Below are 25395 nucleotides of genomic sequence, written 5' to 3' on the forward strand. Positions count from 1 at the left end.
TTATTGTGACACGCACCAACACCCTGTTTTTCGTGGACAACACCCCGTATTCCCGCGACGACTGCGCCCGCGCCGTTGCGGCCCTGGCCACACACCCGCCGCTGGCAACGCCGGCCGGGCTGCGCCTGGCGGTGTGTCTCAACGACAGTTTCCAGTGGCTGGCTCTGTGCCTGCACCTCAAAGACCACGGCGGCAGCGTACTGCCCATACACCCGGGCACGCCGCTGGCAGCCGCCCGTGACCTGGCCGCCAGCACCGGCTGCCATTACCTGCTGCACGGTGATGGCGCCACACTTGAAGACTGCCATCCCGCTTCCTCAACCGGCAACGACAGCCCGCCACCGGGGGGCGAACTGATTCAGCTCAGCTCCGGCACCACCGGCCATCCCAAGACCATCGCCCGGCGCTGGACCGACATCGACCGGGAACTGGAAAGTTACGTCGGGCTCTTCACCGAGGCCAACGGCCTGTCGCCCATCGTGGCCTGTCCGGTGACCCACTCCTACGGATTGATCTGTGGCTTTCTCGCCGGGCTGCGACGGAACGCGGTACCGCGGATTGTCACCAACCTCAATCCCCGCTTCATACTCGGGGTTCTGCGGGACGCCCCCGAACACCTGCTGTACGCCTCACCCACGCTGGTGGCATTGCTGGTGCGCATGCTGCCACCGGCGCAGGCATTTCATACCGTGATGCTGTCCGGCGCCACTCTGCCGGCACCGCTGCTGGACACCCTGAACCAGCGCAGCCAGCGGGTGTGCCAGCAATACGGTTGCTCGGAGGCAGGCTGCATTGCCCTGACCACGCGCCTGCAACACGCCGGCCTGCTGGGCCAGGTGCTGCCGCACCTGAGCGTTACCGCCGGCGCCAGCGCCGAAGCCCCGGACGAGATCCGCGTTGCGATCAACAGCGCCCATGGTGCCCCCATCCACACCCGCGATCTGGGGTATCTGGATGCACAGGGCCAGCTGCATTTTCTGGCCCGGATGGACGACACCATCAACGTGGCGGGCATCAACGTGTACCCCGGCGATGTGGAGAATGTCTTCCTTCGCCACCCCGACATCACCGACGCGGTGGCCTACAAACAGCCGGATCATTACGCCGGCGAGCGAGTCTGCCTGCGTTTCGTGGCCAGCCAGGAACTGGACCCCGAGGCCCTGCGCCAGTGGTGCCGGGACCAGCTATCCCCTCATCAGTTGCCGGTGATCCTCGAACAGGTTGAACAGATCGCCCGCTTGCCCAACGGCAAGATCAGCCGCCGCCTGCTCACGCCACAGCCTGAGCCGGAAACCCGCGCGGAGGTGATTTCCTGATGCCCGCCACCAACGAACTGGCCGCCATTGCGGCGGTGATGAGACAGCATCTGCCTGCGGCGCGAGTGGCCGCGTTCGCCCCCAACGCCCGGTTGAACGAGGATCTGGCCCTGGACTCGATCATGTTGCTGGAGCTGCTGGTGCATCTGGAGCTCGAACACAACCTGTGTGTTCCCGAAGAGGCGCTGCTGGCCAGCGAGCTGTCCACCGTTTCGGATCTGCAGCAGCTACTGCAACCCATGGATACGGAGGCCGTCTGATGATCAAGGTGCACTGTTTTGTCAGTTGTGTGTGCGAGATCATCAAACGCACACCGGGGGTCGACCACCGGCCCTTCTACTTCGGCGTCTGGGACGCGGATTTTTCAGTGGATGACCAGCACCGGTTGTCCTACCACTCGCCCCACACCCGCCACGAAGGCTTCCGTGACTGGTACCGGCTGCTCTACGGCATCACCATCGAGGAATGGTATGACGCAGGCGCAGACAAAGAAGCCAACATCGCCCGGCTGGTGGAGTTGGTGGAAAACCGCACGGAGCACCAGCACGTGATGGTGATGCTCGACCTGTACCGGTTGCCGGAAAGGGAAAACAAGTTTCACCAGAACCCCTTCCCGCACTATGTCATGCTGGAAACCACTGACAACCCCGATGAGTGGTTCATGTCCGACCCGGATTTCCGCTGGCAGGGCATACTGCCGCGAGCCCGGATTCTGGATGCCGTGCGCTCGCCGTCCGCCGCCGGCGGCTTCGTGTTTGACGGCCTGGATGTCCGCCACACCCCCCGGGAAACCGTCGCCGCCTATTTCCTGCAGTGCATGAAACGGGACCACAATCCATTCACCGAGGCGTTGCGGGCCATCTTCCGTGCCCATTTCGGAGCAACCGCCTCGCAGCCGCTGGCCGACCTGCCCCGGGCCTTTCGGGAGATTCCGGTGATGGCGATTCGCAAGTACGCCTACGAACACGCTTTTGCCTGGCTCCTGGAAGACCAGGGCCGTCAGGCTGAGGGCGATGACTGGTTCGAGGGCTGGTGCGAAGAGGTCGACCAGTTGGTGAAAACCTACACCCGGCTGCAATACCGGGCCATGAAACTGGCGATGACAGACAACGCCGCACTGGGTGCCGCGGTCGACGCCCTGCTGGACGAACAGGACCGACGCGAATACCGCATCAAAGAGGCACTGAGCGACCTGTTCGAGCAATGGTGGCAAGCCCAGCCCGCAGACAACCCGCCGGCTCAACCGGCCGCGTCGTCGGCCCCCGTCACGGAGCCAATGCCATGATGCCGTTACACCTGTGCACCATCTCGTTCCGCCACCACCTGACGTCCCTGCCTGAACTGGCGCAATGGGCACGGCACACCGGGTTCGATGGCATTGAACTCTGGGGGGTGCACGCCCGCCACCTGCAGAACCAGCCCGCCTACGATGACGCCTGGATTCGCGCCCAGGGCCTGCGCATTCCCATGGTGAGCGACTATCTGCCGCTGGAGGGCGCCCAGTCGCAGGCGCTGGAGCGCACCCGTCAGCTCTGCAGGATCGCCCGACACTGGGGCGCCGGAAAAGTACGAACGTTTGCCGGCCATCAAGCCAGCGCCGCGCTGACCGCCGCCGAACAGTCTGCACTGGCGCGGCGCTTGCGCCGGTTAACCGAGTGCGTGGCGGACGAGGGGCTTGAGCTGATCGTGGAGACCCACCCCGGCACGCTGGCGGACACGCCGGAGGCCACCATCAACCTGCTCACCGCCGTGGACCACCCGGCCCTGGGGCTGAATTTCGATGTGCTGCATGTGTGGGAGTCGGGGGCGGATCCGCTGGAGGCCCTGCATCAGCTCTGGCCCTGGGTGCGCCACTTCCATTTCAAGAACATTCAGCGGCGCTCCCAGTTACCGGTGTTCGCGCCCACCAACGTGTATTCCCCGGCCGGTTGCCGCCAGGGCATGGTGCCGGTAATGGAAGGCGCCTGCGACTACCGGCCACTGTTGGCCTTTCTCGCACGTCAGCCCCACGCCGGCAACCTCGATGGCTCCCTGGAGTGGTTCGGGCCGGACTGCCAGCGGGTACTGCAAAACGACCTGGGCCAACTACGGGCGGAGCTAACCGGAGGGGCCAGCGTTGCTCAGGCCCCGCGGGCCTGCCACGCCACCTGATCCACATGCCCGCGGGCGAACCGCACCAGATGCGAGGCCACCACCTCGCCCAGCTCCTCCAGTTCCTCATGGGTGGGGGACTGACAGGCCAGCGTCAGCGCAGTGCCCTCTGCATACAAGCGGCATTCGCCGATGGAAAACCTCAGGTGGCCGGTGTCGCTGCTCCAGTTGGCCTCAATCTTGTGGCTGAAATGTTTGCACAACCGGTTGATCAACAGGCCGGGTTCGGGGGTGGCAACGGTGGCGATCATTGTCTGCATGGTTTCCTCTCCTGAAAGGTTCTGGTTTGCGAGAGCTGGCGCCGGCACTCACACCGCAAGGGGCCGGTCCGCCAGCACAATGGGATGGCCGCGGGAACAACGCTCAATGCGCGCCTCGATGCCATAGGTTTGCGCCAGCAGCTCCGGCGTCAGCGTTTCCTGCGGCGCCCCCAGACAGGCCCGCCCCCCGGGTGACAGCACCAGCACCTGGTCGCAGAAACGCAACGCCAGATTCAGATCGTGGCTGGCCACCAGGGCGATCGCACCCCGTTGCGAGGTCGCGGTGTGCACCGCGTTTAGAACGTTCAACTGCCAATGCAGATCAAGCGCACTGGTGGGTTCATCCAGCAGCATCAGCCCCGGCTGGCGCACCAGCACCTGCGCCAGCCCGACCATCTGGCGCTGCCCGCCCGACATTTCCGCGAGGCTCCTCAGCGCAAGATCACGAATCCCAAGAGTTGCGAACACCGCTTCAATTGCCTGCTCGGTCTGCTGGCGGGACCAGTCTGCCCGCGCGGCGCGGCAGGCGCTGAACACGGTCTCGTAGGCCACCAGCGGAATGGCCTGGGGCAGCGTCTGGGGCAAATAGCCGATGTCACGAACCCGCCGCGCGCTGCTCAGGGCCGTCATGTCCTCCCCTTCAAGGGTGAGCGCGCCGACCACCGGCAATAGCCCGGCAATGGACTTGAGCAGCGTGGATTTCCCCACCGCGTTGGGGCCTACTACCGCGACCAGCGAACCGGGGCGGATCGGCGCCAGGGACAGATCACGGAAGACCGGACGCCGACGGTAACCGGCGGTAATGTGATTCAGGTGCAGACTCACAGTATGGCCCTCCGGCTACGGCCAATAATCAGCGCCATGAACAGGGGAATGCCCACCAGTGCGGTGACTATGCCCACCGGCAGCACCACCCCCGGCACCAGCAGCTTGCTGCAAATCGACGACAGCGACAGCAATACCGCGCCGGCCAGGGCACTGCCCGGTAACAGGAAGCGGTGATCTTCCCCCAGCAGCAACCGCGCGATGTGGGGCGCCACCAGCCCGATGAAGCCGATCTCTCCGACAAACGCCATGGCCGCCGCGGTCAGCAGACTGACCCGCATCAACACCACCAGCCTCAGGCGCTCGACCCGGATACCCAGGCTGCGGGCCTGGTCCTCGCCACTGCGCAGCAGGGTCATGGCCCAGGCGTTGCGCAGGGAGAACGGCAGGCACAGCGCCAGGATCAGCGTCACAATCGCCACCTTGTCGGTGGTTGCCCGGGCAAGACTGCCCATGGTCCAGAACACGATCTGCTGCAATGACTCGGCGTCCGCAACGAACTGGATCAATCCCACCACCGCGTTGATTCCGAACAACAACGCAATGCCGAACAGCACCACCGAATGCACGGAAGCCCCGAGCGTCCGGGACAGCATCAGAATCAGCAAGGACGCCGCGGCGGCAAACACGAACGCTGACAGCGGCAACAGAACGTGGGCGGCCAGACCAAACAGGGACACATTGAAGACAATCACCAGGGAGGCACCAAGGGTCGCGGCCGCGCCAACCCCCAGGGTGAACGGACTGGCGAGGGGGTTGTTCAGCACGGTCTGCATCTCGGCCCCGGCCAGGCCCAGACAGGCCCCCACCACCACGGCCATCAGCGCATAGGGCAGACGTATGTCCTCGATGATAACGCGGGTGGCGGCGTCCACGGCCTGCGGGTTCAGCAGGCCATGGAGAACGTCCGCCAGGCCCAGCATCGACGGTCCACTGGCGATGTCGGCCAGCAGCGCCAACACCGTCGCCAGCGCCAGCGCCACAAGACAGCACACCCGGCGCAGCACAAATCGACGGTACTGGTGCGCCAGGCCGCCTTCGTCAGCGGTGGCCGTGGTTAGACTGAGTTCCGCGCCCGGACTGTCCCGGTTCATGAGGCCGGCTCCGCCAGCTCGACCCAATAGGTGCCGTCGAGTTCAACGGGCTGGAAACGGCGGTAAAACGTTTCCAGAGTCTGCTGCGGGTCGAGGTTCGCGAACGCCTGTGGATGAAACCAGCGCGCCAGCGCCTGCACCGCCACCACGTTCAGCGGCGTGTTGTAGAAATGATGCCAGATGGCGAACGTGCGCTGCTGTTGAATGGCCGTCAAGGCCCGCAATCCCGGGCGTGCGGTCGCCCTGGCCAGGGAACGGCGCGCGGCGGTCTCATCCACACCGGCTCCCAGCACCACATAGGGCTGCGCGCTGCCGCTTTCGGCGTAATGGGGAGAACCGATGGCAGTGGCCAGATAGAGGTCGGGCTGGTCGGTCAGCAGATACTCGAGATTGAGCACACCGCTGACACCGGGCACCCGGTCTGCGGCCACGTTGAGGCCGCCGGCGGCCTCAACGAACCGCCCCATCATGCCGCGGACCATGGTCTCACAACAGGTGTCGTGCAAACCCACGCGGCTGTGCAGGAACACCCCCGGCCACTGGCTGCGGGGAATGCCGGAAACAACTTCCGTAACTTTTGCCAGCTCGGCGCGGTAAAAGGCATTGAACGCCTCGGCCTGCTCGGTACGACCCAGCACCTCGCCCAGCAATGCCATGCTCCTGGGCGTGTTCGTCAGCGGGTCCTGGCGGAAATCGATGAAGACCACGGCAATACCGGCACGCTCCAGGCTGTCGATCAGTTCGCGGTTACGGGCCGCCGGGCCGTGACCTTCGAGGCTGAAAATCGCCAGATCGGCGCCCATCGCCACCACCGTCTCCAGACTGAAACTGTCGGCGGAGGTATGACCCACCCGTGGCACCTCAGCAATCGCCGGAAAACGCTGACGGTACTGCGCGTATCCGGAAGGGTCTGTCTGCTCGAAATCCGGGAGCATGCCCGCCAGCCGCTGCGCCACCCCATCGCCGTCCAGTATGGCCAGCGCGGGAATGTAACGACTCTCGCCGAGCACGACCCGCTCCACGTGCTCCGGAACGGTGACCGTGCGTCCGGCCAGATCGGTGATGGTTCGGCCAGCATCAGCCAGCCCGGACTGCAGCAACATCAAGCCGCCCAACAGGGCGGCCGTTATCCGTTTCATGGGCATCGCGGACCTCAGAACCGCATCGCCAGACCCAGCCGCACGTCACGGCCCGGTTCCGGCATGCCAACAATGCCTTCGTAGTCGGGAATGTGCTGATAGTCGGCGTTGCTGGCGTGGTCAATGTACTGCTTGTCGCCCACGTTTTTGACCGTCAGGGTCACACGCAGATCCCGGTTGCCGGTCGGCAGCCAGTTCACAAACAGGTCGTGTACGCCGTAACCGGGCTTATCAATCTCGCCTACAGAGGTTTCCAGATCGTCAATACCCTGTACGAACCGGCCCTGCCAGCCAAACTCCAGATTGCGGTCCCAGCGGTAGGCAAGGTCGGCAATCCAGGTATCGCCGATGGTGTTACCCAGGCCGTTGAATTCATAGACCGTGAGCGGCGCGCCGTCGATCTCGGCGTCGTTATGGTGAAAGCTCAGGCCTGCGCTGAGGCGCTGCCACTGGTAGCCGGTCGTGATCAGGTAGCCGTCGGACTCCAGATCGCCCACGTTCTCGTAACGAATCGGTCCAAACAGCGGATCGCCAATGGCGTTGTCGATGCGCGAGCGGTAGACCTCACCACCCAACGTGAAGTTCTGATAGGTGTAATCGAAACCGATCTCGGTGTTTCGGGCTTCTTCCGCCTCCAGGTCCGGATCGTTGCTGGAGCCTTCCAGCTTGAACGCGTCGTGGGTGGTCGGGCCGCGGAAGGCTTCGGCGTAGCCGGCCCTGAGGACCAGGCCGTCCACGGCCTCCCAGCTGACGCTGGCATTGGGGCTGACGCCCTCTTCTTCAAAGCGCTGGTCGCTGTTGTCGTCCAGCTGGTAGCGGTCATAGCGCACGCCGGCACTGAGCAGCAGGTTGCGGGTCAGGTCCCAGTCGTTCTGCAGGTATACGCCGGTCACATCCGCAGTTTCTTCTTCGGCGCGACGGTCATCGGCATAACCCGCGTTGACCTTGTCTTCCCGGTAATCCACCCCGTAGATCAGCGTCAGGTCGCCGACGTAACTGGTGTTGTGGACATCGCCACCCACGCTGCGGGCAAAACCGAAATAACGCCCCCAGCGGTCTTCCACGTTCTGTTCGATGTCGTTTTCACTGTGATACACCGTGGCGTCCAGATTCAGCAGGGGCACGCCGGAAGGCCGGAAGCCATAGTTCAGGGTGGTGGTATCGCGGCGGCCGTCGAGGTCGTAAAGCGAATTGAACCCACTGACCACCCACTGCGGGCGCTGGGGACGCTCACCTTCATCGGTGCGCACTTCGTGGCTGAGTTTGAGGGTCTGATCACCCGGTAACTGCCCCACCAGCTTGGCAAAGCCCAGTTGCTGGCGGGCGTCGGTGCCGGCAATCTCATTACCGTCACCGTCCTCAAACCGCTCGTGGTCACTCTGGCTAACCGAAACCAACGTGGTCCAACGATCGCTCAGGCGGCCAAACAGCGTCGAATTGACCTTATAGCCATCACTGTTGCTGAACGTACCGAACCGAACCAGTGCACCGACCTGCTCACCGGGGCGCAGCAGATCTTCGGGGTCCTTGGTGACGAAGCGGATGGCACCGCCCAACGCTCCGGGGCCGGAAGTGGCGCGTCCGGCACCGGTTTGCACCTCCACCTGCTTGAGCAGCTCGGGCTCGATGGCAAGACGTCCGGTGTGATGGAACAGGCTGCCACCCTGGCCGGCGCCGTCGATGGAAACGTTCAGCAGGGTATCTTCAAAACCGCGAACATAGACTTTCTGGGCGATGCCAAGAGAGCCGCCCACCGCAACCTCCGGTTGACCCGCGAACACGTCCTCGAGGTCATCCGCCTGATAGTTTTCCAGGGTCTCGGCGGTAACCCGCGCGTCGGTTCCGGCGGTTTCACGCTCTGCGGTCACCTGAATCGGTTCCAGTGATCGGGTCTCTTCCTGGGCCATGGCCAGCGGGCTGGCTGTGACCGCCGCCATGGCGACAAACAGGGCACTGCGGGGGATGTGGTGATGAGTCTTTGTAGTCACGTGCGCTCCAGAATTTACTGCAAATGATTCCTATTTGGCGCACATTCTCATTTAGCACATGAACAAAGTGAAATACTTTTACATTTGTTACACGCTCGCATTCAGGCAGCCCGGCACCGGGGTACCCAAAGCGCCAGGCGCAACCCGCCCGCGACTAGATTCTCGGCGTGCAGCCGGCCACCTGCGGCGCTCACCTGGCGCCTGGCCAGTGCCAGGCCAAGACCGTGCCCGGCGGGCTGCCGCGCCTGAGCGTCAGCACTGCGAAAGAACGGCTGGAAGATCCGATCCAGATGGCATTCGGGAACACCGGGCCCATCGTCATCAATGTGCAGGCGATAGCCATCGGCCTCGCTGCTCACCGTTACCACCACCCGACCACCCGGGGCGGTGTAGTTACAGGCGTTGCGCAGGATATTCTCGAGCGCCTGTGACAGCGCCCGGTGACTGCTGTCGGTCACCGGGGCGCAGTCGGGCAGCTGGGTGCGGAGTTCGTGATCAGGGTATTCGTACCGGATGTCCTCGAGGATGCTGTCGAGCAGATCGATCAGGTCCAGGCTGTCGTCGTGCAGGCCTGGCTGTTCGTTTTCCAGCCAGGCCAGAGTCAGCGTATCCTCCACCAGACTGCGCATGGCGTCGCAGTCACTGCGGATGCGCGGCACGAAATGCTGGACGTCGACCCCTTCTTCCATGCAACTAACCGCCATGTCGATCCGCGTCAGCGGGGTTCTCAGCTCATGGGACAGCTCGGCAATCAGCCGGCGCTGGGTCAGGATCAGCTCCCCCGTGCGTTCGGCCATCTGGTCGAAGGTCTCTGCCAGTGTCGCCAGCTCGTCGTTGCGTGCGCCCATCAGCGCGCGCACCCGCACGCCATGGTTGCCATCACTGAACTGGCGGGTAGCGGCCTCCAGCTGCCGCAGGGGCGCCATCACATGGCGGTAGATCACCACGCACAGCAACACCAGCACCGCCAGCGGCAGCGCCACTTTCAGCATCAGTTTGGCCCCCGGCAGATAGGCCCCGGGCCGCATACGTTGAGGAAGGGTGACGAGGAAATGGGTATGACCGTCCGCAAAGGTCATATCCATGATCGGGTTCTCTTCGAAATAGAGGTGGATTTTCCACTCGACGTTGCGCCCAAGCCTGAACCCGCGCTGAAACTGATCGGACAACGAAGACCCCGCCAACGGGCGGACATCGGATCGGACCACGGCGGCCCAGGTATCCTCCTGCTGCTGCAGTGATTGGAGCCAGCCCTCCAGCGCCGCCTCGTCACCCGAGCGATACAGCTGTTCGGCCTTGTGCCCCCAGGCTTTGAGGGTTTGCTGATGGGGTTCGGCGATGAAACTCATTTGCTGCTCGGTCTCGGTGCCGAGAAACGAAATGGTCCAGAACAGCATCAGCGTGCCGAGCGCAAGCGTGCCACAGAGCTTCCAGAACAGCCGCAGATTCACAGGAAGCAGTACCCCTTGCCGTGAACCGTCTGCAGTCGGTCAGGGGCCATGCCGGCCTCCACCAGCTTGCGGCGCACGCGGCTCAGGTGCATGTCCAGACTGCGGTCATAACGACTGAACTCACGCTCGAGCACCACCTGATACAGATAGGGCTTGCTCAGCACTTCGCCCTGCTGCCGCGCGAGAATCCACAGCAGGCGGAACTGGATCTGGGTCAGCGTGACCGGCGTGCCGGCAAATGCCACTGTCACCCCCGGCCGCTCCATAGCGAGTTCACCCACCTGGAGCCGGTCGGGGTCGACCCGCTGATCGTTGGCACCCCGGGTACGCCGCAACAACGCTTCAATGCGCAGCACCAGCTCGGTGAAATTGAACGGTTTGGGCAGGTAATCGTCGGCGCCACCACGGTAACCGCGAATCCGCTCTTCCTCGGCGCCGCAGGCGGTGAGCATCATCACCGGCGTCTGATGGGTCTTGCGGAGCCGCGACAGCAGCTCAAAGCCGTTGAGCCGGGGCAGCAGCACGTCCAGCAGGATCAGATCGAAGCGCTGCCCAAGCGCTGACATCAGCCCGCCTTCACCCTCAAAGCACGGAAAAGTCTGATAGCCCTGGGCTTCGAGCAGCCCAGTGATCTGTCCGTTCAGTGTGCGGTCGTCTTCAATGACCAGTATCCGCGGAGTGTTTTGTTCTGGGGTTGCCATGCCAGCGTCCGAGCCCGACTCATATGATAAACATTATCATATGCGAGCAAGTTTCATCTGGCAACTCTGCATCAACCCTCGGGTTCCGCCAGCGCCTCCTGCAGCAGTTCCAGAAGGTGGGCGGGCAGGCTGGTGGCCAACGTCAACGCCGCTTCGTGCCCCCGAGGCGACATCTTGCCCCAGGTCCGACGGACGATACGCAGCCACTTCTCCCGGTCGTAGTCCGCTTTCTCTTCGTAGAAATCCGCGAAATATCGCTCAAGGAACACCATGCAGGCGACATCCTCGAGCAGCTGGGTGTCGTCATCCTGCCGGAGCTGCCGCTTGGTCAGAATGATTTCCACCCGCTCGCATTCCTGTTCGGGGTATCCGCACTCCGCCATAATCTGCGCCGCACGCTGGCCATGCATCCGACCACAGGCCTGCCGCCATTGGTAATAGGCTTTGCGGCCTTCCGGGAACTCAGTACGGGGCATCGTCCAGCGCTCAATGTGCTGGGCGCGACAGGCGATCTGCATGCGCTCGGAAGGTTGCGGCTCGAGGGCGAACAGCCAGCGGGTCATATGCTCACTGTAGGCAAGCTCCTTCGGCAGCCACTCGTCCCCGACCCGCTCCTGATGGGGGTCGGCGGCGTTGGCGCGATCGATGGCGGCGAGGGCACAGGTCAAGCTGGCCGACGGCGTGGTTGTCGTGGTCATGCTCATACCTGCGCGGACGGCCGGGCTTTGATGCGGTCAAACCATGCCCGGAGGTGGGTTTGCTCTGGCTTGATGCGAATGTTGACAACGCGGGCGAATGCCACGGTGGTGAAGGCGTTGATATCGGCCGCGGTAAACCGGTCGCAGCAGATGTATTCCTTACCTTCCAGCTGCTTGTCGAGGAAATGCATGAATTTCTCAACGCCCACGCCGCATTCTTCTCCCCATTCCCTGATCGGGTTCATGCGATCCTTGAAATAACCGCTGGTGTGCTGGAAACACATCCCGGTAGGCATGAAGAAATACAGTTCGATCCAGCGCAGCCACTGTTCGATCAGTGTTTTTTCCAGCGCAGTTTCCCCCAGCAGTTTCGGGGCATCCGGATAACTCTCTTCGAAAAAACGGCAGATCGCCATGGTTTCCGCCACCGGGGTGCCATCATCCAGTTCCATCACCGGAACCTTTTTCATCGGGTTTCTGGCCACGAATTCCGGCGTCAGGTTCTCGCCCTTTTCAATATCAATCTCCACAAACTCGGCTTTGTCCAGCAAGCCCTTTTCGGCCATGAACATGCGGACCCGGCGCGGATTCGGGGCGGTTCTGGTTTCAAAAATTTTCATTGTTTTTGACTCCCTGGCTGAGACTGATCACGTCGGAAAATTCCCCAGAGACTGACGTGAAAGGACAGTTGCGTCAAGCAACCAGTCTCAGCGTGCCAGCCATTGCCGCATGTGGGTGATGATCCACTGGGGATCATCCAGCGGCAGGTCGTGACCGGCGTCCGGGTGCAGGTTGAAGGTCCATTGCCAGCGCTGCTCCAGTGCCTCGCTGCAGCGCCAGTGCACGATACGGTCGCGCTTGCTGGCCAGTAGCAGCGCATCGGGCAGCGGACGGTGGCTGAGCGGGGTAAACGATACCGCCGCCCGCAGCTGCTGCAGCGCGGCGTTCATTGCGACAGGGCGCTGGCGCTGGATGCTGTACCAGTGCTTGATGGTGGCCAGCTCCGGATCGCGGTTACAGGTCAGCCTGAGGATGTCCGCCTCACGGTCAAATAGTTCCCGCCGCGTCAGCAGTTTTACGATTCGCGCCCAGGCGCCCGGCCGCATCCGCTGCCAGAACGGACTGAAGCCCGAACTGGTGTTGATCAGTACCAGGGCCTGAATCTCCCCTTCCGCCGCATGCTGCGCCCAATCCAGCGCGACCATTCCGCCCATCGACAGGGCGAGGATGCCGTAGGGGCCGGGAATGTGACTGATCTGCCGCTGCACCTTCTCGCGAATGCCGGTGATGGTGTTGGGGCACGGATCGCGAAAATGCACGCCCGTGCCCGGCAGATCGACCGGATGAAAATGGTGCTCGGGGAACGCCGCTTCCAGCTGTTCCCGGAATTCGCCCCAATGGGCCTGTTCCCGAGTCAGGCCCCGCAGAAGTATCCAGTGCATGGTTATTGGTTGTCCCTGTACCAGTGCATGATGGCCGCTTCTCTGAGCATGGACTCCTCGGCGCCTTCCGGCAACCAGTTGCAATAACTGGCGGTGGCGTTGAGCAGGAAGTCCATGAACGCCAGATGGCTTCTCAGCACGCGCCGGTGGCGGTGCGGCGCCAGCGGGTTGAACAGGCCGTCGAGACGGAACAGCTGCCGCGGCCGCTTACGCACCCAGCGCCAGGAGCCCATCTCCAGGGTCAGGGGGATGAAGGTACCGGCGCTGTCGCGATTCACCCGCTTGTAGAAATAATCCCACAGATCACCGTGCGTCAGATAATGGCGGGACTGGGGCTCGAACCGGTAATTGTGCTCGGGCCAGGCCTGTTCCCAGATCAGCTTCAGCGCCATCACCGAGGCAATACGCCGCATTGGGCGGCGGCGATACGCGTAGGGAAACCAGATCTGATCCTGCCAGCCAAAGCCGGAATGACAATCCAGGGCCACACTGAAGGGGCGGCCGGGCAACAGCGCGTTAATGACCGTCTCCAACGCCCGGTTCTCGACTTCCATAGCGGCGTCGGGATCACCGGTGTACCACGGCAGGCGGGCTGACACTCGCTGCCCGCCCAGCAGGAAGGCACTGCGATCCTGGGCTTTGATGGGCGCATTGCGCATCAGGTCGACACCGTTGGGGTTGCTGCGCTGGTTCAGGTACATTCCGCCGGGGTTCAGTATCGGCAGAAAGGTGATACGCACCCGTTCAAGCAGCCGCACCAGTGAGTCGTCCCAGCTCAGCCGTGCCAGCAGGTTGCGCAGCCAGGCCATCACCACCTGGCTGCCGATGCGCTCAAGGCCATGGACACCGCCCACCAGCAGGAGGGCCGGGGCGTCGGCGGCGTCGGTGCCAAGATCCACCCGATAGATCGGCAGCGAGAGTGTGCCCATGTCGACCCGGTCCACCACCTGCGAGGTGACCTGCGCCGGCGCCTCCGCCAGTGTACGCTCCAGCGACACCAGTTCCGGCAGGAAAGTGCGCAGCAGGTGGCGTTGCCGGCGGTCGCGGGTTGCCTGCTCGGCGGGAATGGCGGAATGCGGCGTAAGGTCTTTCAGCTCGGTCATGGTCGGCTCCGGTCGGTCGCGACCTTCCAGCGTGCCAGCCAAATGCTGCAACTATTTGACAGGTGCAATACAAAGAATGCCGAACGGCCTATGATAGACATCTGGCCGCACTCCGCGGCGATTACGGTTTGATGTCATGGTCAGGGCTTTTTCGATTCTACTTCTCGGGGTACTGCTATCCGCCTGCTCCCCCTCTGAAGCACCGCCCGCGGCAGAAACGCCACACCCGCCGTCGGAGGCACTGGCGTTGCCCGCGCCAGAAGCCAGCGCGAGCGCCAGGTCCCGCCCGGTAATCACCATTGGCGCAGACCCCTGGTGCCCCCACAACTGCAAGGCCGGCAGCGAGCAGGAGGGCTACATGCTGGATATCGCGCGGGAGGTGTTCGAGGGGGCGGGCTATCAGGTCGAATATCTGAACGTCAGCTGGGCACGGGCCCTGCAGATGGCCCGCGACGGATTGCTCGACGCCGTGGTGGGGGCGTTTGTTACCGACGCTCCCGACTTCGTGTTCCCCGCCGAGCCCCAGGGGCGATCCAAAATCGCCATGTACACACCGGCGGACAGCGACTGGGTCTATGATGGAATTGAATCCCTGCACGACCAGACGGTGCTGGCCATCAATGGCTACTCCTATTCGGAGCAGCTTGACCAGTACCTTGCCCGCCATGCCGAGGAACCGACCCGGGTGTGGATGCTCGCCGGCCCCTCGCCCCTGAACCGGGCAATTAACCTGCTGGACCAGCACCGGGCCGATGTGTTCCCCGAGGACGTGTACGTGATGACCTGGGCACAGAGAGTCAACACCGACATCCATTCGCTGCGCCAGGGCGGCCTGCTCCAGAAAACCGATAGCTACATCGCCTTCTCACCGAGCAACGCCAGATCCGCGGAGCTGGCCGAGATGCTTTCCCGGGGCACGCGGGAGCTCCGGGAAAACGGCCGCATGGCGCAAATCCTGTCGGCCTATGGCCTGTCGGAAGACTGAAACGCCTTCAAGGTCTCGCCATTGGCGGTGCTCAGGATCAGCTCCCCGTGCTGGCCAATGCGGAAACGGGTGACCTCCGCCATCAACTCGAGAAACCGCTGCTCCTGGTTCATCAGCGCCGGCGCACAGGCCATCTGGGTACTGGCCATACGATCAAATGCAAGCCCTTCGCCGGTCAGGCTCCACGTCCCCATGTAACGGTTACAGGAGCCTCGCCCCACCACGCGCTCTTCATCGAGGAATTCGATGGTCACCCGGGAGGCATCAATAATACCGCCACCGCCGACATCCTCGACCACCCATTCCGCACCCCGCAACAGCCGCTTGCGATCGCCGCCGCAGCCGACCTGTTCGTCGCCATTCACGCTCAGCCGCACCTGGTTGGGGTATGGCATGCCGGTCATCGAGTCCTCGCACAACTGCGCCGCCACCTTGACCTCCACTTCCAGGCCCTCGCGCTCGGCACGAATGGTTTGCCCTCGGTCACTGCGCTCAACCACCCGGGAAAACAGGGTCTCGGTGGCCTCACCCATGCGGCTCAGGGTCAGTTCCCGGCCCACCACGGTCACATGCCAGAAAGGCTCGTTACCCTTGGCAGTAAAAGGCGACTCCAGCGCTCCGGCCACCAGACACTCCGGAAGCTCCTCGCCGTTCACCGTGAAATTTGCCCTGTCGCCCTTGCTCCAGAAAACCGTGCTGTCGTCGCCACTGGCGACAAACCGCGCGCCGGACGCGCTTTCCCGCGGTGCCAACAGGTATCGCGTGCCGCTGTGGGTCAGCGCCAGCAGCCCGGTCGACGGTGTATAGTCCAGCTCAATCGTGGCCTGACCACAGTGCATGCGCGTTGCCGGCAGCTCCGCGGGCCCATTGTGCCCGCCGGTTGACGCGCAGCCGGCCGACAACATCACACCCGCCGCAACCACGGCAGACAGTCCGGTTTTGTGCAAATTCATAGGTCTTTCCCTGAGTTTCAATTTAAGCTGACGTGCATTCTAGAATGGACACGCCTCCCTGTTTCATTACGCTACCGATAGAAAGGCAATCATTCCAAGGCCCCAGGAGAATTTCCCGATGACCATGAAGCTCTACCAGTTTGCCATCTCACACTACTGCGAGAAAATCCGCTGGGCACTGGATTACAAAGGATTGCACGCGGAAATCCACAGCCTGTTGCCCGGCCAGCATATTAACACCATACGACAGCTCACCCGCGCGGATTCGTCTGTGCCGGTGCTGGACCACGACGGTCACATTGTGCAGGGCTCGGCGCAGATTCTGGACTATCTTGACGCCACCTTCCCTGACCGACCGCTCACTCCCGCCGATGCCGACGAAAAAGCAGCGGCGCTGGCGTGGGAAAAGCGTCTTGACGAACAAGCCGGCCCGGCGGTGCGCTGCTATTCGTACCACCATTTTCTCCAGCGCCCCAAGGTCGTGGTACCGATGCTGGCCGCGCAGACGCCGTTCTATAACCGTCTGGCGCTCCGGCTGGCCTTCAGCCGGGTGGACGAGATCATGCGCAAATGGATGAAAATCAACGAAACGACGGCGGCATCCTCGCGCCAGACCATGGAAGCGCTGTTGACCGAACTCGCCGATGCCTACCGTTCACGCCCCTATCTGGTGGGGGATACCTTCACCCGTGCCGATCTGACCGCGGCCAGTTTGTTTTCGCCCCTGTTTCAGCCGCCGCAGTATCCGGTGCCCTGGCCCAAAACCGACCGCATTCCCGCTGAAATCCGTTCCTGGCTGCAGGACTGGCAGCCGCAGCTGCAACCCCTGGAAAAACTCTACCGGGCTAACCGCTGACCTGGCGGCGAGCGCGCCCGGGGGACGTGCTGGTCCAGCGCTGATAGGCGCGGGTAAACGCACTCTGTTCCGAAAACCCGAGCAGCAGAGCAATGTCTGTCAGCGTCAGCGAGCCGTCCCCCAGATAGTGCCCGGCCAGCTGTTCCCGGCTGCGATCAAGCCACTGCTGCCAGCTCAGCCCATGGCGGGCCAGCCGGCGTTGCAGGGTGCGCGGTGACATATGCATGGCCGCGGCGGCACGGGGCAGGGTCGGCTCACCATCCGCCAGCAGTTTCAGCAGCACCTGCTGCAGTTGCCGCTCGGTTTCGGAGCTGCCGGGCAACGCCCGCATCAGCGCCTGGGCCTGTCGATCCAGCAACGCCCTCAGGGTGGGGTCTCGCCGCGGCATCGGGATACTCAGGTATTGCACGGGGAAACGTACCCGTACATGGCTGTCGTTCCAGCGTACCGGGCAGCCGAAGAATCGGGTGTATGCTGCGGCCGCCTCAGAACTCACCGATCCCAGAAAGGAGACACCTGAGGGCGGCGGCGGGCTGTTGATCTGGCGTCTCAGAAAGGTGACCAGGGCGGCGATGGCGGCACCATCGGCCTGCTGACCCAGCTCCTCTTCCGACGGCGGCCAGCGCATCTCCGCCTGATCGCCCTCGATCGCAATCTCCGCCAGTGTAGTCCCGTAGAACAGGGTTTCGTAGCGCTGATACGCCAGCATGGCCTCGCCCAGGGTGTCGGACGCCAGCACCAGATATCCGAGGACCCCCACATGCCCCGGGCGCACGCAGCTGCCGACCTCCAGTTCCGGCGCGGCATGATCCGGGCGCAACGCCAGCCCCCGCGCCAGCAGGTCCCGCCACACCGGTACCGGCACGTTGTCCTGCGCCGACCAGCGCGCCAGCTCCGGCCGCAGTGCCGGAGCGTCCAGTTGCTGCTGGTCCAGCCAGTCGGCCAGCAAACCGGTCCAGGGCCCGGTCACCCTCATCACTCTTGCCACGTTCGCCCAACACTCTGTCGACCCTGAATGTGGCACCGATTATCAATTTAATGACGTCAATCGTCAATTCACCAGCAGGCATCCCGGTAAAAATGGGGCCATTGGCAATCGATATCAGCGGAACCGACCATGGCTTTATACGACATGATGCAAACGGTGCTGGAGAACAGCGGGTTGCTGGCGCTCTGGCAGATTGCGGCGCCCTGGCTGGCGCTGGACGAGCGGCAGCTTATCTTTATGGTGGCCACCCCGGTGTTCGTCACGGTAGCGCTGTGGGAGTACCTGAAGATTCGCCATGATCCGGCGTTGATGGACACCGGCGAGGCGGTGCGCAATTTCGCCTTGGGTGCCGGCTATCAGCTGACCGAATTGCTGTTTGCGGGCATCATTGCGTTTCCCGTCTACGCCCTGTGTTACCACTATCGGCTTCTGGATCTGGAGTTGAGCTGGCTGACCGGTGCCCTCACCTTTCTGGGAGTGGACTTCTGCTTCTACTGGATGCACCGGGCCAGCCACCGCATGCGCTGGTTCTGGGCCGCCCATGTGGTGCACCACTCCTCCGAGCGCATGAACTTTTCCACCGCCATGCGCCAGAACGCCACCAACATCTTCAACGGCGGCTGGGCCTTCTACCTGCCGCTGGCGCTGATTGGCTTCAATCCGGTGTGGATCGGCATCGCCTACGCGCTCTCGCTGGTGTACCAGTTCTTTATCCACACCACGCTGGTGAGGCGCCTGCCGGGCTGGGTGGAAGCGGTGTTCAACACCCCCAGCCACCACCGCGTGCATCACGGCCGCAATCCCGGCTACATTGATCGCAATTATGGCGGCACATTGATTGTCTGGGACCGGCTGTTCGGCACCTTTGTGAACGAGGATCCGGGCCACCCGCCGGAGTACGGCATCACCCGGCCGGTGTCATCGAACAACCTGATCGTGTTATGGACCCATGAGTACGTCGACCTGTTTCGGGCCATGGCCCGCCCCGGCAAACTCGGCGCCCGCATCCAACATCTGTGGCGCCCACCGGAATGGGAGCGTTCCGAAATCTCCGACGATTCGCTAGACTGCGCCACGAACAACAACAAAAGATAAGGAGATCACCGTGCCGGAGCAGTCCGTCAGCCTGAGCGCACCCGATGGCCACGCCATCCGGGTCAATGCCTTCGAACCTGAAGAACCGGTGGCGACGCTGGTAATCGCCCACGGCATGGCGGAACACAGCGGCCGATACAGCGAACTGGCACGTTGGCTGAACGACCGTCAGATTGCCGTGTTTACCTACGACCACCGTGGTCACGGCCGCGACTGCCCCACAGATGAGCTCGGGCATTACGCCGATGAGCAGGGCTGGCAGAAAGTCGTCAGCGATCTGGCGCAGGTCATCCGGCACGCCCGTGAACGCCACCCTCGTCATCCACTGACCCTGCTCGGTCACAGCATGGGCTCGTTCATCGCCCAGAGTTACGTCCAGAGCCACGGACACACCATCGACCGGCTGGTGCTCAGCGCCACCAACCGTATCCATCGCCCGCAACTTCAGGCTTCCAGGGCCCTGATCGGCGCCATTGCCGCTCGTTACGGCCGGCGCCACCGCAGCAACACCGTGGCAAAACTCACTTTCGACAAATTCAACCGCCGGTTTCGACCGAACCGGACTGAGCACGACTGGCTCAGCCGTGATCAGGCGCAGGTGGATCGCTATGCCAGCGACCCGCTGTGTGGCTTCCGCTGCACCACCGGCCTGTGGCTCGATTTCATCGGAGGCATGCTGTCGATCAACCCCCGTGAATGGCGGCGGGATATACCGGTGCGGCTGATCTCCGGTGACTGCGATCCCGTGGGCGAAATGGGCAAGGGCGTTGATCGTCACTACCGCGACCTGCAGCGAGCCGGCATCGACGATGTCACGCTGACCCTGTTCAAGGGCGGACGCCATGAAATGTTGAATGAAATCAACGCCAACGACGCGTGGCAGTCGCTGTACCGGGCCATTGTACCGGCCGATAACCGGTAACCGACTGTCAGACCATTTTACATACTCCTCCTTTCCAGAACCTCAACGGCTGACCCGGGAAACATCTACTCGACTGATTTATCTAAATTAATACAGCGCAGGACCGTAAATTGCTATCCGTGGCCACGCAGGAAATGCATTCACTATGACACGGAGAAGTTACATATGCGTTTGAGCGTTAACACCCACCTTATCCCCCTCGCCATGGCCGGCGCACTGATGGCCGGTACCGCCACCGCGGCACCGATCGTTATGGAAGGGGATTTTGTTCGTACCGCCGTCGGCGACAACGGCACACTGGGCGCTGGCGGCACTGCCGATCCGGGCATCATCCACGACCCCAGTGGTTCCCGCAGCTGGGGGCCGGAAGACTACCTGACCCCGGGCACCCCGTGGGAATGGTTCGGTGTCAAATCCAGCCAGACCGGCGTCGTTGGCAACAACAACTCTGGCTACCCCAATCAGATCAGCACCGTCAGCGGCCCGGCGGATCTCAGCGGTGGCAGCTTCGACAATCAGGTAACCTGGGACGGTCAGTACGGCAGCTGGTTTACCATCAGCCACAGCTATTCCTTCAACGACAGTGACGAGCGCATTGACGTGCTGACCACCATCACCGCGCTGCAGGATCTGACGGACCTGAAATTCGTACGGGCCATCGATCCGGATCCGGACGTCAACTCCTACGGTTCCTACGACACCATCAACACCCGCGGCACCACCGGCGTGGCCGGAGAAGACTTTGTCAACTCCCAGGGCGCCAGCACCGGACTGACACTGGGGCTGTACACCCAGTCGGAGACTCCTCACAACACCGCGGTCTCCTCGCCGTGGTCCATCGATCCCGACGACTACCTCGCCGGCACCACTGACGGCGACGGCGACTACGCCATCGGTCTCGGGTTCGACATCGGATCGCTGTTTTCCGGCGAGCTGATCAACCTGAGCTACTCCTACGTCATGGGCGAAACCCTCGACACCGTCGACCTGCCCGTTAACGAGGTTCCCGAGCCGGGCACCCTCGCTCTGCTGGGCCTCGGCCTGACCGGCGTATACCTGTCGCGCCGTCGCAAGCAGGCCTGATCCTGGCCGGCCCGCTGCCACCGCGGCGGGCCGATTTCCCCTTGTCACCGGCGAACGCCGGCCCCATCTCCTCCCCGCTCCGGAAAACTCCGGGAAATCATTGGCAAAGATCGCTAGGATATCCCCATAACAACGACCATCGTCCTTCAGCAGGGACAGCGGACGGAGCGATCATGAGCCCGGAATGGCAAACAGTATGGCTGACCCTGAAACTGGCCGGCATCACCACCCTGACACTTCTGCTTGTTGGCACCCCGCTGGCCTGGTGGCTGGCCCGCAGCCAACACTGGCTGCGGCAACCGGTGTTCGCCCTGGTGGCCCTGCCACTGGTTCTGCCTCCGACCGTGCTCGGATTTTATCTGCTACTGCTGCTGGCCCCCGACGGTGCATTGGGCCAGCTGACCCAATCGCTGGGATTGGGCACGCTGCCATTTACCTTTGAGGGGCTGGTGGTCGCCTCCATCATTTACTCATTGCCGTTCACCGTTCAGCCCCTGCATAACGCCTTTATCACCATCCAGGAGCGCCTGCTGGAGGTGGCCGCAACCCTGCGCGCCTCGCCGCGGGACCGGTTCCTGACCGTGGTATTGCCACTGGCCCGCCCGGGTTTTCTGACCGCCGCCGTTCTGACCTTTGCCCACACCATCGGCGAATTCGGCGTGGTGTTGATGATCGGCGGCAACATCCCCGGCGAGACCCGGGTGCTGTCCGTGGCCATTTACGACCACGTTGAAGCGCTGGAATACACCCAGGCGCACTGGCTGGCCGGGGGTATGCTGCTGTTCGCGTTCCTCGTGCTGGTCGGTCTTTACTCCATCAACGGCCGGGTGACCGGCGGGGTGATCCGATAATGACCGGTACCGGCATCGTCGCTCGCTTTCGCTGTGACTTTGACAATTTCCGGCTGGATGTGGCGCTGACCCTCCCCGCCCAGGGGGTGATTGCCCTGTTCGGGCATTCCGGCTGCGGCAAGACCACGCTGCTGCGCTGCATGGCCGGCCTGCAGCCGGCCGAGGGTCACATGGAGGTTAACGGTCACCGGTGGCAGGACGCACACCAGAGCCTGCCGGTACACCGGCGCCCGCTGGCCTATGTGTTCCAGGAACCCAGCCTGTTTCCCCACCTGTCGGTGCGTGGCAATCTCAACTATGGCTGGCGCCGCGTGCCCCGGGATCAACGCCGGATCGGCTTTGACCAGGCCGTGGCGTGGCTCGGCCTTGCCGGCCTGCTCGAGCGGATGCCGGCGCAACTGTCCGGGGGGGAGCGCCAGCGCGTGGCCATCGCCAGGGCCCTGCTCACCAGCCCGCAGCTGCTGCTGATGGACGAACCGCTGTCGGCGCTGGACCGCCAAAGCAAGCAGGACATCCTGCCCTATCTGGAAAACCTGCACCGCACCCTCGCCATTCCGGTGATTTATGTGTCCCATTCCACCGCCGAAGTCGCCCGCCTGGCCGATCACGTGGTGATGATGGACAACGGCCGGGTGGTGGCCGAGGGCCCCTTGCAGGAAACCCTGGCCCGTACCGATCAGCCCTTTGCACTCGAGGAGGACGCCGGTGTCATTGTGAACGCCACCATTCGCCAGCACGACGCGCACTGGCACCTGTGCCGGGCCGAGTTCCAGGGCGGCAGCTTGTGGGTGCGTGACGAACCCGGCCTGGCCGTCGATCGACCGGTCCGCCTGCAGGTGCTGGCGCGGGATATCAGCCTGGCGCTGGCGCCGAACCATGACCAGAGCATCCAGAACCTCATCCCCGCCCGGGTCACCGGCATTGCCGCCGATCAGGTCCCCGGCACCAGCCTGGTCCGTCTGGCCGCTGGCGGCACCCCGTTCCTCGCCAGGTTGACCAGCCGCGCGGCCCACCAGCTGCAGCTCACCGAGGGCAAGGACGTGTGGATGCAGATCAAGACCGTTGCCATCGTCGACTGAGCACCTTCTGTCCAACAATCTGGCCCGCTCGGCACGGGCGCCTGGCGCCACCGGCCGTTAACCTGTTGTTCCGGAATCCCGGCAACACAACAGGAGCGAGCGATGGCGACACAGCAACACTGGGTGAACAGTAACGGGGTTAACCTGTATGTCACCACCGAAGGCCCTGCCAAGGCGCCGCCACTGGTTCTGGTGCACGGCTACCCGGACAACCACACGGTGTGGGACAAGGTCAGCGAGCACCTGACCGATCGCTACTTCGTCATTCGTTACGACGTTCGCGGCGCGGGGCGGTCCGACAAACCGCCGCGGACCCGCGATTACCGCATGAACCAACTGGCCGGCGATCTCGCGGCGGTGGTGGACGCGGTGATTCCCGATCAGCCTTTCCATCTGGCCGCTCACGACTGGGGATCGATCCAGAGCTGGGAATCGGTTACCGGCGGCGCCCTGAAACCGCGGATTCTCTCCTACACCAGCATTTCCGGGCCCTGCCTGGATCATGTGGCATTCTGGCTCAGGCGCAACGTAACCCGGCTGCGTGACGGCGGCACCCGTAAGGTGCTCGGCCAACTCGCCAGCTCCTGGTACGTCGCCATGTTCCAGTTACCACTGTTGCCGGAAGCCCTCTGGCGCGCCGGACTGGACCGGGTATGGCCGGATTACCTGCGCAAGCAGGAGCAGGTGCGCGAGGCGGCCTTCGACCGTTGCCAACGCGACGATGGGCGTTTTGGGGTAAAACTCTACCGGGCGAACTTTCTACCCAGACTGCTGCGACCGCAGCTACGGCAGGCAGATTGTCCGGTGCAGCTGATTGTGCCGACGCAGGACAATTATGTGGGAGAGCAATTATTCGAGGATCTGGGAAAGTGGGTCGGCAAGCTCAGTCGCCGCGACGTCGACGCGCCCCACTGGGTCTTGCTGACCCAGCCGGACGCGGTTGCCGGCTGGATCGACGGCTTTGCACAGCAGGCTAGCCGTAGCTGACGGCTCCGGCGGCGGCACCAGGGCTGTCAGCGAGTACCGTACACCACCATGGTTTTGCCTTTGACCCGCACCAGGCCCTGGTCTTCCAGGGTTTTCAGCACGCGGCCGACCATTTCGCGGGAACAGCCAACGATGCGGCCGATTTCCTGACGGGTGATCTTGATCTGCATGCCGTCCGGATGGGTCATGGCGTCCGGTTCCTTGCACAGATCCAGCAGGGTGCGGGCCACCCGACCGGTGACATCAAGAAACGCCAGGTCCCCCACCTTGCGAGTGGTCTGGCGCAGGCGCGAGGCCATCTGCTCGCCGATGAAGTACAGTACCCGCGGGTCCTGCTGGGCAATCTCGCGGAACTTGGTATAGCTGATTTCAGCGACTTCGCACTCGGTTTTCGCCTTCACCCAGGCACTGCGGGAGTCCATGTTGTCGAACAGGCCCATCTCGCCGAAGAAATCACCGGCGTTGAGGTAGGCCATGATCATCTCGCGACCGTCGTCATCCTCGATGATGACCGTGACGGAACCCTTAACGATATAAAACAGCGAATCACTTTTGTCACCCGCGTAGATAATCGTGCTCTTGGCGGGGTAACGCCGGCGGTGACATTGCGAAAGGAAATAATCCAGATGCTTGGTTTTCTGTTCAACCGGCTTGACGATAGTGGCCATAGTGCGAGTCATGCCTCCTCAGATACTGGCGGGTCCCGATGATTGTTATTCACCCGACTTTCCATGCGGGTTTATTCATTTTTCGACAAAATCACCGCAACTTATAACAAGAAGGCCCGGTTTCGGCAACCTGAAACAGTATAGACCACCCGCCGGCGGCGGCTGCCGCCGTTCACCGTGATGTGCTAGCATCCGTGCCAGAACCCTTTGTATCGTGGAGCAAATACCATGAAAGCGACCATAGACTGGGCCGGCAACGCCAGCTTCAAAGCCACCAGCGGCACCGGACACACCGTTCAGATGGACGGCCCGCCGGATCACGGCGGCGAGAACCTGGGGCCGCGCCCGATGGAAATGCTGCTGATGGGTCTGGGGGGCTGCTCCTCCTTCGACGTCATGAGCATTCTCAGGAAAAGCCGGCAGGACGTCACCGCCTGCCACGCCGAACTGGAAGCCGAACGCGCCGACGCCATTCCCTCGGTTTTCACCCGCATTCACCTGCACTTTGTGGTGACCGGGCACAACCTCAAGGAAAGCCAGGTCAAGCGCGCTGTCAGCCTGTCTGCGGAGAAGTACTGCTCTGCATCCATCATGCTGGAGAAGGCAGGGGTGGAGATCACCCACAGCCACGAAATCCGCGACGCGGAATAGGCGCCACGGCGCACGGCCGCCGCCGTTGTCAAAATGTGGTTACGAAGACTATTCAACCCGATACGCGGTGTGCATAATACGCACCCTTCTCCGCCGGTCTGCGCAAAAG

General features: G+C 63.0%; 27 protein-coding genes. 13 read left to right on the top strand and 14 right to left on the bottom strand.

The features are described 5' to 3' along the window. Positions 1-5: 5 nt before the first annotated feature. Genes DYI22_RS07530 through DYI22_RS07545 form a run of 4 tightly spaced genes read left to right on the top strand, consistent with a single transcriptional unit; the run spans position 6 to position 3467 of the window. On the top strand, positions 6-1316 hold the full coding sequence (locus DYI22_RS07530) for an AMP-binding protein (RefSeq protein ID WP_323132890.1): 1311 nt from the start codon (positions 6-8) through the stop codon (positions 1314-1316). Then, a complete protein-coding gene (locus tag DYI22_RS07535; RefSeq protein ID WP_213477446.1) occupies positions 1316-1576 on the top strand; it encodes a phosphopantetheine-binding protein in 261 nt (86 codons plus the stop codon). The genes DYI22_RS07530 and DYI22_RS07535 overlap by 1 nt, the downstream gene beginning before the upstream one ends. After that, a complete protein-coding gene (locus tag DYI22_RS07540; protein WP_228300880.1) occupies positions 1576-2601 on the top strand; it encodes a DUF6005 family protein in 1026 nt (341 codons plus the stop codon). The genes DYI22_RS07535 and DYI22_RS07540 overlap by 1 nt, the downstream gene beginning before the upstream one ends. Further along, on the top strand, positions 2598-3467 hold the full coding sequence (locus tag DYI22_RS07545; protein ID WP_213477447.1) for a sugar phosphate isomerase/epimerase family protein: 870 nt from the start codon (positions 2598-2600) through the stop codon (positions 3465-3467). Before DYI22_RS07540 ends, DYI22_RS07545 begins: the two co-directional genes overlap by 4 nt. Here the strand turns inward: DYI22_RS07545 and DYI22_RS07550 are convergent. The 11 genes from DYI22_RS07550 to DYI22_RS07600 form a co-directional block, all read right to left on the bottom strand. Continuing rightward, positions 3437-3727 (bottom strand): DUF2218 domain-containing protein, encoded by a 291-nt coding sequence (locus DYI22_RS07550; protein WP_213477448.1) that lies wholly within the window; start codon positions 3725-3727, stop codon positions 3437-3439. The two genes, DYI22_RS07545 and DYI22_RS07550, sit on opposite strands and share 31 nt — an antisense overlap. A gap of 48 nt (positions 3728-3775) precedes the next feature. Continuing rightward, a complete protein-coding gene (locus DYI22_RS07555; RefSeq protein ID WP_213477449.1) occupies positions 3776-4552 on the bottom strand; it encodes an ABC transporter ATP-binding protein in 777 nt (258 codons plus the stop codon). Beyond that, on the bottom strand, positions 4549-5646 hold the full coding sequence (locus tag DYI22_RS07560) for a FecCD family ABC transporter permease (RefSeq protein ID WP_213477450.1): 1098 nt from the start codon (positions 5644-5646) through the stop codon (positions 4549-4551). The genes DYI22_RS07555 and DYI22_RS07560 overlap by 4 nt, the downstream gene beginning before the upstream one ends. Further along, entirely contained in the window at positions 5643-6785 is a 1143-nt protein-coding gene (locus DYI22_RS07565) for an ABC transporter substrate-binding protein (RefSeq protein ID WP_228300881.1), read from the bottom strand. The genes DYI22_RS07560 and DYI22_RS07565 overlap by 4 nt, the downstream gene beginning before the upstream one ends. 14 nt (positions 6786-6799) lie before the next feature. Further along, positions 6800-8773, bottom strand: a complete 1974-nt coding sequence (locus DYI22_RS07570) for a TonB-dependent receptor domain-containing protein (protein WP_323132891.1) — start codon at positions 8771-8773, stop codon at positions 6800-6802. Positions 8774-8874: 101 nt separating this feature from the next. Then, on the bottom strand, positions 8875-10224 hold the full coding sequence (locus tag DYI22_RS07575) for a histidine kinase sensor domain-containing protein (RefSeq protein ID WP_213477452.1): 1350 nt from the start codon (positions 10222-10224) through the stop codon (positions 8875-8877). Further along, entirely contained in the window at positions 10221-10925 is a 705-nt protein-coding gene (locus DYI22_RS07580; protein ID WP_213477453.1) for a response regulator transcription factor, read from the bottom strand. Before DYI22_RS07580 ends, DYI22_RS07575 begins: the two co-directional genes overlap by 4 nt. Before the next feature lie 71 nt (positions 10926-10996). Beyond that, the gene (locus DYI22_RS07585; RefSeq protein WP_213477454.1) at positions 10997-11623 is read right to left on the bottom strand and encodes a DUF4202 domain-containing protein; all 627 of its coding nucleotides are present in this window, start codon (positions 11621-11623) and stop codon (positions 10997-10999) included. Positions 11624-11625: 2 nt separating this feature from the next. Further along, positions 11626-12243: a glutathione S-transferase family protein gene (locus DYI22_RS07590; protein ID WP_213477455.1), complete on the bottom strand. Its 618-nt coding sequence runs from the start codon at positions 12241-12243 to the stop codon at positions 11626-11628. Between the two features lie 87 nt (positions 12244-12330). After that, entirely contained in the window at positions 12331-13065 is a 735-nt protein-coding gene (locus tag DYI22_RS07595; RefSeq protein WP_213477456.1) for an alpha/beta fold hydrolase, read from the bottom strand. Between the two features lie 2 nt (positions 13066-13067). Continuing rightward, positions 13068-14168, bottom strand: a complete 1101-nt coding sequence (locus DYI22_RS07600; RefSeq protein WP_213477457.1) for a M14 family zinc carboxypeptidase — start codon at positions 14166-14168, stop codon at positions 13068-13070. 136 nt (positions 14169-14304) lie between these two features. On the opposite strand from DYI22_RS07600, the gene DYI22_RS07605 reads away from it, so the two are divergent. Next, positions 14305-15153 carry a substrate-binding periplasmic protein gene (locus tag DYI22_RS07605; RefSeq protein ID WP_213477458.1) on the top strand — a complete coding sequence of 283 codons (849 nt, stop codon included), beginning with the start codon at positions 14305-14307 and terminating at the stop codon, positions 15151-15153. Here DYI22_RS07605 and DYI22_RS07610 read toward each other — a convergent pair. Further along, positions 15132-16106, bottom strand: a complete 975-nt coding sequence (locus tag DYI22_RS07610; protein ID WP_213477459.1) for an META domain-containing protein — start codon at positions 16104-16106, stop codon at positions 15132-15134. The two genes, DYI22_RS07605 and DYI22_RS07610, sit on opposite strands and share 22 nt — an antisense overlap. A 118-nt stretch (positions 16107-16224) precedes the next feature. On the opposite strand from DYI22_RS07610, the gene DYI22_RS07615 reads away from it, so the two are divergent. Further along, positions 16225-16962 (top strand): glutathione S-transferase family protein, encoded by a 738-nt coding sequence (locus DYI22_RS07615; protein ID WP_213477460.1) that lies wholly within the window; start codon positions 16225-16227, stop codon positions 16960-16962. Here the strand turns inward: DYI22_RS07615 and DYI22_RS07620 are convergent. Beyond that, positions 16952-17938: a helix-turn-helix domain-containing protein gene (locus DYI22_RS07620; RefSeq protein ID WP_228300908.1), complete on the bottom strand. Its 987-nt coding sequence runs from the start codon at positions 17936-17938 to the stop codon at positions 16952-16954. The genes DYI22_RS07615 and DYI22_RS07620 overlap by 11 nt on opposite strands. Positions 17939-18079: 141 nt before the next feature. On the opposite strand from DYI22_RS07620, the gene DYI22_RS07625 reads away from it, so the two are divergent. The 6 genes from DYI22_RS07625 to DYI22_RS07650 all read left to right on the top strand — a co-directional run bounded on the left by DYI22_RS07625 (position 18080) and on the right by DYI22_RS07650 (position 23967). Continuing rightward, a complete protein-coding gene (locus DYI22_RS07625) occupies positions 18080-19045 on the top strand; it encodes a sterol desaturase family protein (protein WP_213477462.1) in 966 nt (321 codons plus the stop codon). 10 nt (positions 19046-19055) lie between these two features. Then, entirely contained in the window at positions 19056-19967 is a 912-nt protein-coding gene (locus DYI22_RS07630) for an alpha/beta hydrolase (protein WP_213477463.1), read from the top strand. A 165-nt stretch (positions 19968-20132) separates the two neighbouring features. Then, entirely contained in the window at positions 20133-21050 is a 918-nt protein-coding gene (locus DYI22_RS17460) for a PEP-CTERM sorting domain-containing protein (protein ID WP_228300882.1), read from the top strand. 173 nt (positions 21051-21223) lie between these two features. After that, positions 21224-21901, top strand: coding sequence for a molybdate ABC transporter permease subunit (modB, locus tag DYI22_RS07640; protein WP_228300883.1), 678 nt, complete (start codon positions 21224-21226; stop codon positions 21899-21901). Beyond that, positions 21901-22980 carry a molybdenum ABC transporter ATP-binding protein gene (gene modC, locus DYI22_RS07645; RefSeq protein WP_213477464.1) on the top strand — a complete coding sequence of 360 codons (1080 nt, stop codon included), beginning with the start codon at positions 21901-21903 and terminating at the stop codon, positions 22978-22980. The genes modB and modC overlap by 1 nt, the downstream gene beginning before the upstream one ends. A gap of 102 nt (positions 22981-23082) precedes the next feature. Then, positions 23083-23967 carry an alpha/beta fold hydrolase gene (locus tag DYI22_RS07650; RefSeq protein WP_213477465.1) on the top strand — a complete coding sequence of 295 codons (885 nt, stop codon included), beginning with the start codon at positions 23083-23085 and terminating at the stop codon, positions 23965-23967. Positions 23968-23993: 26 nt separating this feature from the next. Here DYI22_RS07650 and crp read toward each other — a convergent pair whose 3' ends face one another. Further along, positions 23994-24635 (bottom strand): cAMP-activated global transcriptional regulator CRP, encoded by a 642-nt coding sequence (gene crp / locus DYI22_RS07655; protein WP_007153756.1) that lies wholly within the window; start codon positions 24633-24635, stop codon positions 23994-23996. A 228-nt stretch (positions 24636-24863) separates the two neighbouring features. Between crp and DYI22_RS07660 the strand changes: the two genes are divergently transcribed. Continuing rightward, positions 24864-25286, top strand: a complete 423-nt coding sequence (locus DYI22_RS07660) for an OsmC family protein (protein ID WP_213477466.1) — start codon at positions 24864-24866, stop codon at positions 25284-25286. Positions 25287-25395: the final 109 nt, after the last annotated feature.

Origin of the sequence: Marinobacter lipolyticus, assembly GCF_018424605.1 — a bacterium.
GTDB classification, from domain to species: Bacteria; Pseudomonadota; Gammaproteobacteria; order Pseudomonadales; family Oleiphilaceae; genus Marinobacter; species Marinobacter lipolyticus_B.

Excerpts from the sequence above, each read along its gene's own strand:
- DYI22_RS07535 (WP_213477446.1), top strand. The coding sequence starts at position 1,316 with ATGCCCGCCACCAACGAACTGGCCGCCATTGCGGCGGTGATGAGACAG.
- DYI22_RS07540 (WP_228300880.1), top strand. The coding sequence starts at position 1,576 with ATGATCAAGGTGCACTGTTTTGTCAGTTGTGTGTGCGAGATCATCAAA.
- DYI22_RS07545 (WP_213477447.1), top strand. The coding sequence starts at position 2,598 with ATGATGCCGTTACACCTGTGCACCATCTCGTTCCGCCACCACCTGACG.
- DYI22_RS07550 (WP_213477448.1), bottom strand. The coding sequence starts at position 3,727 with ATGCAGACAATGATCGCCACCGTTGCCACCCCCGAACCCGGCCTGTTG.
- DYI22_RS07560 (WP_213477450.1), bottom strand. The coding sequence starts at position 5,646 with ATGAACCGGGACAGTCCGGGCGCGGAACTCAGTCTAACCACGGCCACC.
- DYI22_RS07565 (WP_228300881.1), bottom strand. The coding sequence starts at position 6,785 with ATGAAACGGATAACGGCCGCCCTGTTGGGCGGCTTGATGTTGCTGCAG.
- DYI22_RS07580 (WP_213477453.1), bottom strand. The coding sequence starts at position 10,925 with ATGGCAACCCCAGAACAAAACACTCCGCGGATACTGGTCATTGAAGAC.
- DYI22_RS07585 (WP_213477454.1), bottom strand. The coding sequence starts at position 11,623 with ATGACCACGACAACCACGCCGTCGGCCAGCTTGACCTGTGCCCTCGCC.
- DYI22_RS07590 (WP_213477455.1), bottom strand. The coding sequence starts at position 12,243 with ATGAAAATTTTTGAAACCAGAACCGCCCCGAATCCGCGCCGGGTCCGC.
- DYI22_RS07595 (WP_213477456.1), bottom strand. The coding sequence starts at position 13,065 with ATGCACTGGATACTTCTGCGGGGCCTGACTCGGGAACAGGCCCATTGG.
- DYI22_RS07600 (WP_213477457.1), bottom strand. The coding sequence starts at position 14,168 with ATGACCGAGCTGAAAGACCTTACGCCGCATTCCGCCATTCCCGCCGAG.
- DYI22_RS07605 (WP_213477458.1), top strand. The coding sequence starts at position 14,305 with ATGGTCAGGGCTTTTTCGATTCTACTTCTCGGGGTACTGCTATCCGCC.
- DYI22_RS07610 (WP_213477459.1), bottom strand. The coding sequence starts at position 16,106 with ATGAATTTGCACAAAACCGGACTGTCTGCCGTGGTTGCGGCGGGTGTG.
- DYI22_RS07615 (WP_213477460.1), top strand. The coding sequence starts at position 16,225 with ATGACCATGAAGCTCTACCAGTTTGCCATCTCACACTACTGCGAGAAA.
- DYI22_RS07620 (WP_228300908.1), bottom strand. The coding sequence starts at position 17,938 with ATGAGGGTGACCGGGCCCTGGACCGGTTTGCTGGCCGACTGGCTGGAC.
- DYI22_RS07625 (WP_213477462.1), top strand. The coding sequence starts at position 18,080 with ATGGCTTTATACGACATGATGCAAACGGTGCTGGAGAACAGCGGGTTG.
- DYI22_RS17460 (WP_228300882.1), top strand. The coding sequence starts at position 20,133 with ATGCGTTTGAGCGTTAACACCCACCTTATCCCCCTCGCCATGGCCGGC.
- modB (WP_228300883.1), top strand. The coding sequence starts at position 21,224 with ATGAGCCCGGAATGGCAAACAGTATGGCTGACCCTGAAACTGGCCGGC.
- modC (WP_213477464.1), top strand. The coding sequence starts at position 21,901 with ATGACCGGTACCGGCATCGTCGCTCGCTTTCGCTGTGACTTTGACAAT.
- DYI22_RS07650 (WP_213477465.1), top strand. The coding sequence starts at position 23,083 with ATGGCGACACAGCAACACTGGGTGAACAGTAACGGGGTTAACCTGTAT.
- crp (WP_007153756.1), bottom strand. The coding sequence starts at position 24,635 with ATGGCCACTATCGTCAAGCCGGTTGAACAGAAAACCAAGCATCTGGAT.
- DYI22_RS07660 (WP_213477466.1), top strand. The coding sequence starts at position 24,864 with ATGAAAGCGACCATAGACTGGGCCGGCAACGCCAGCTTCAAAGCCACC.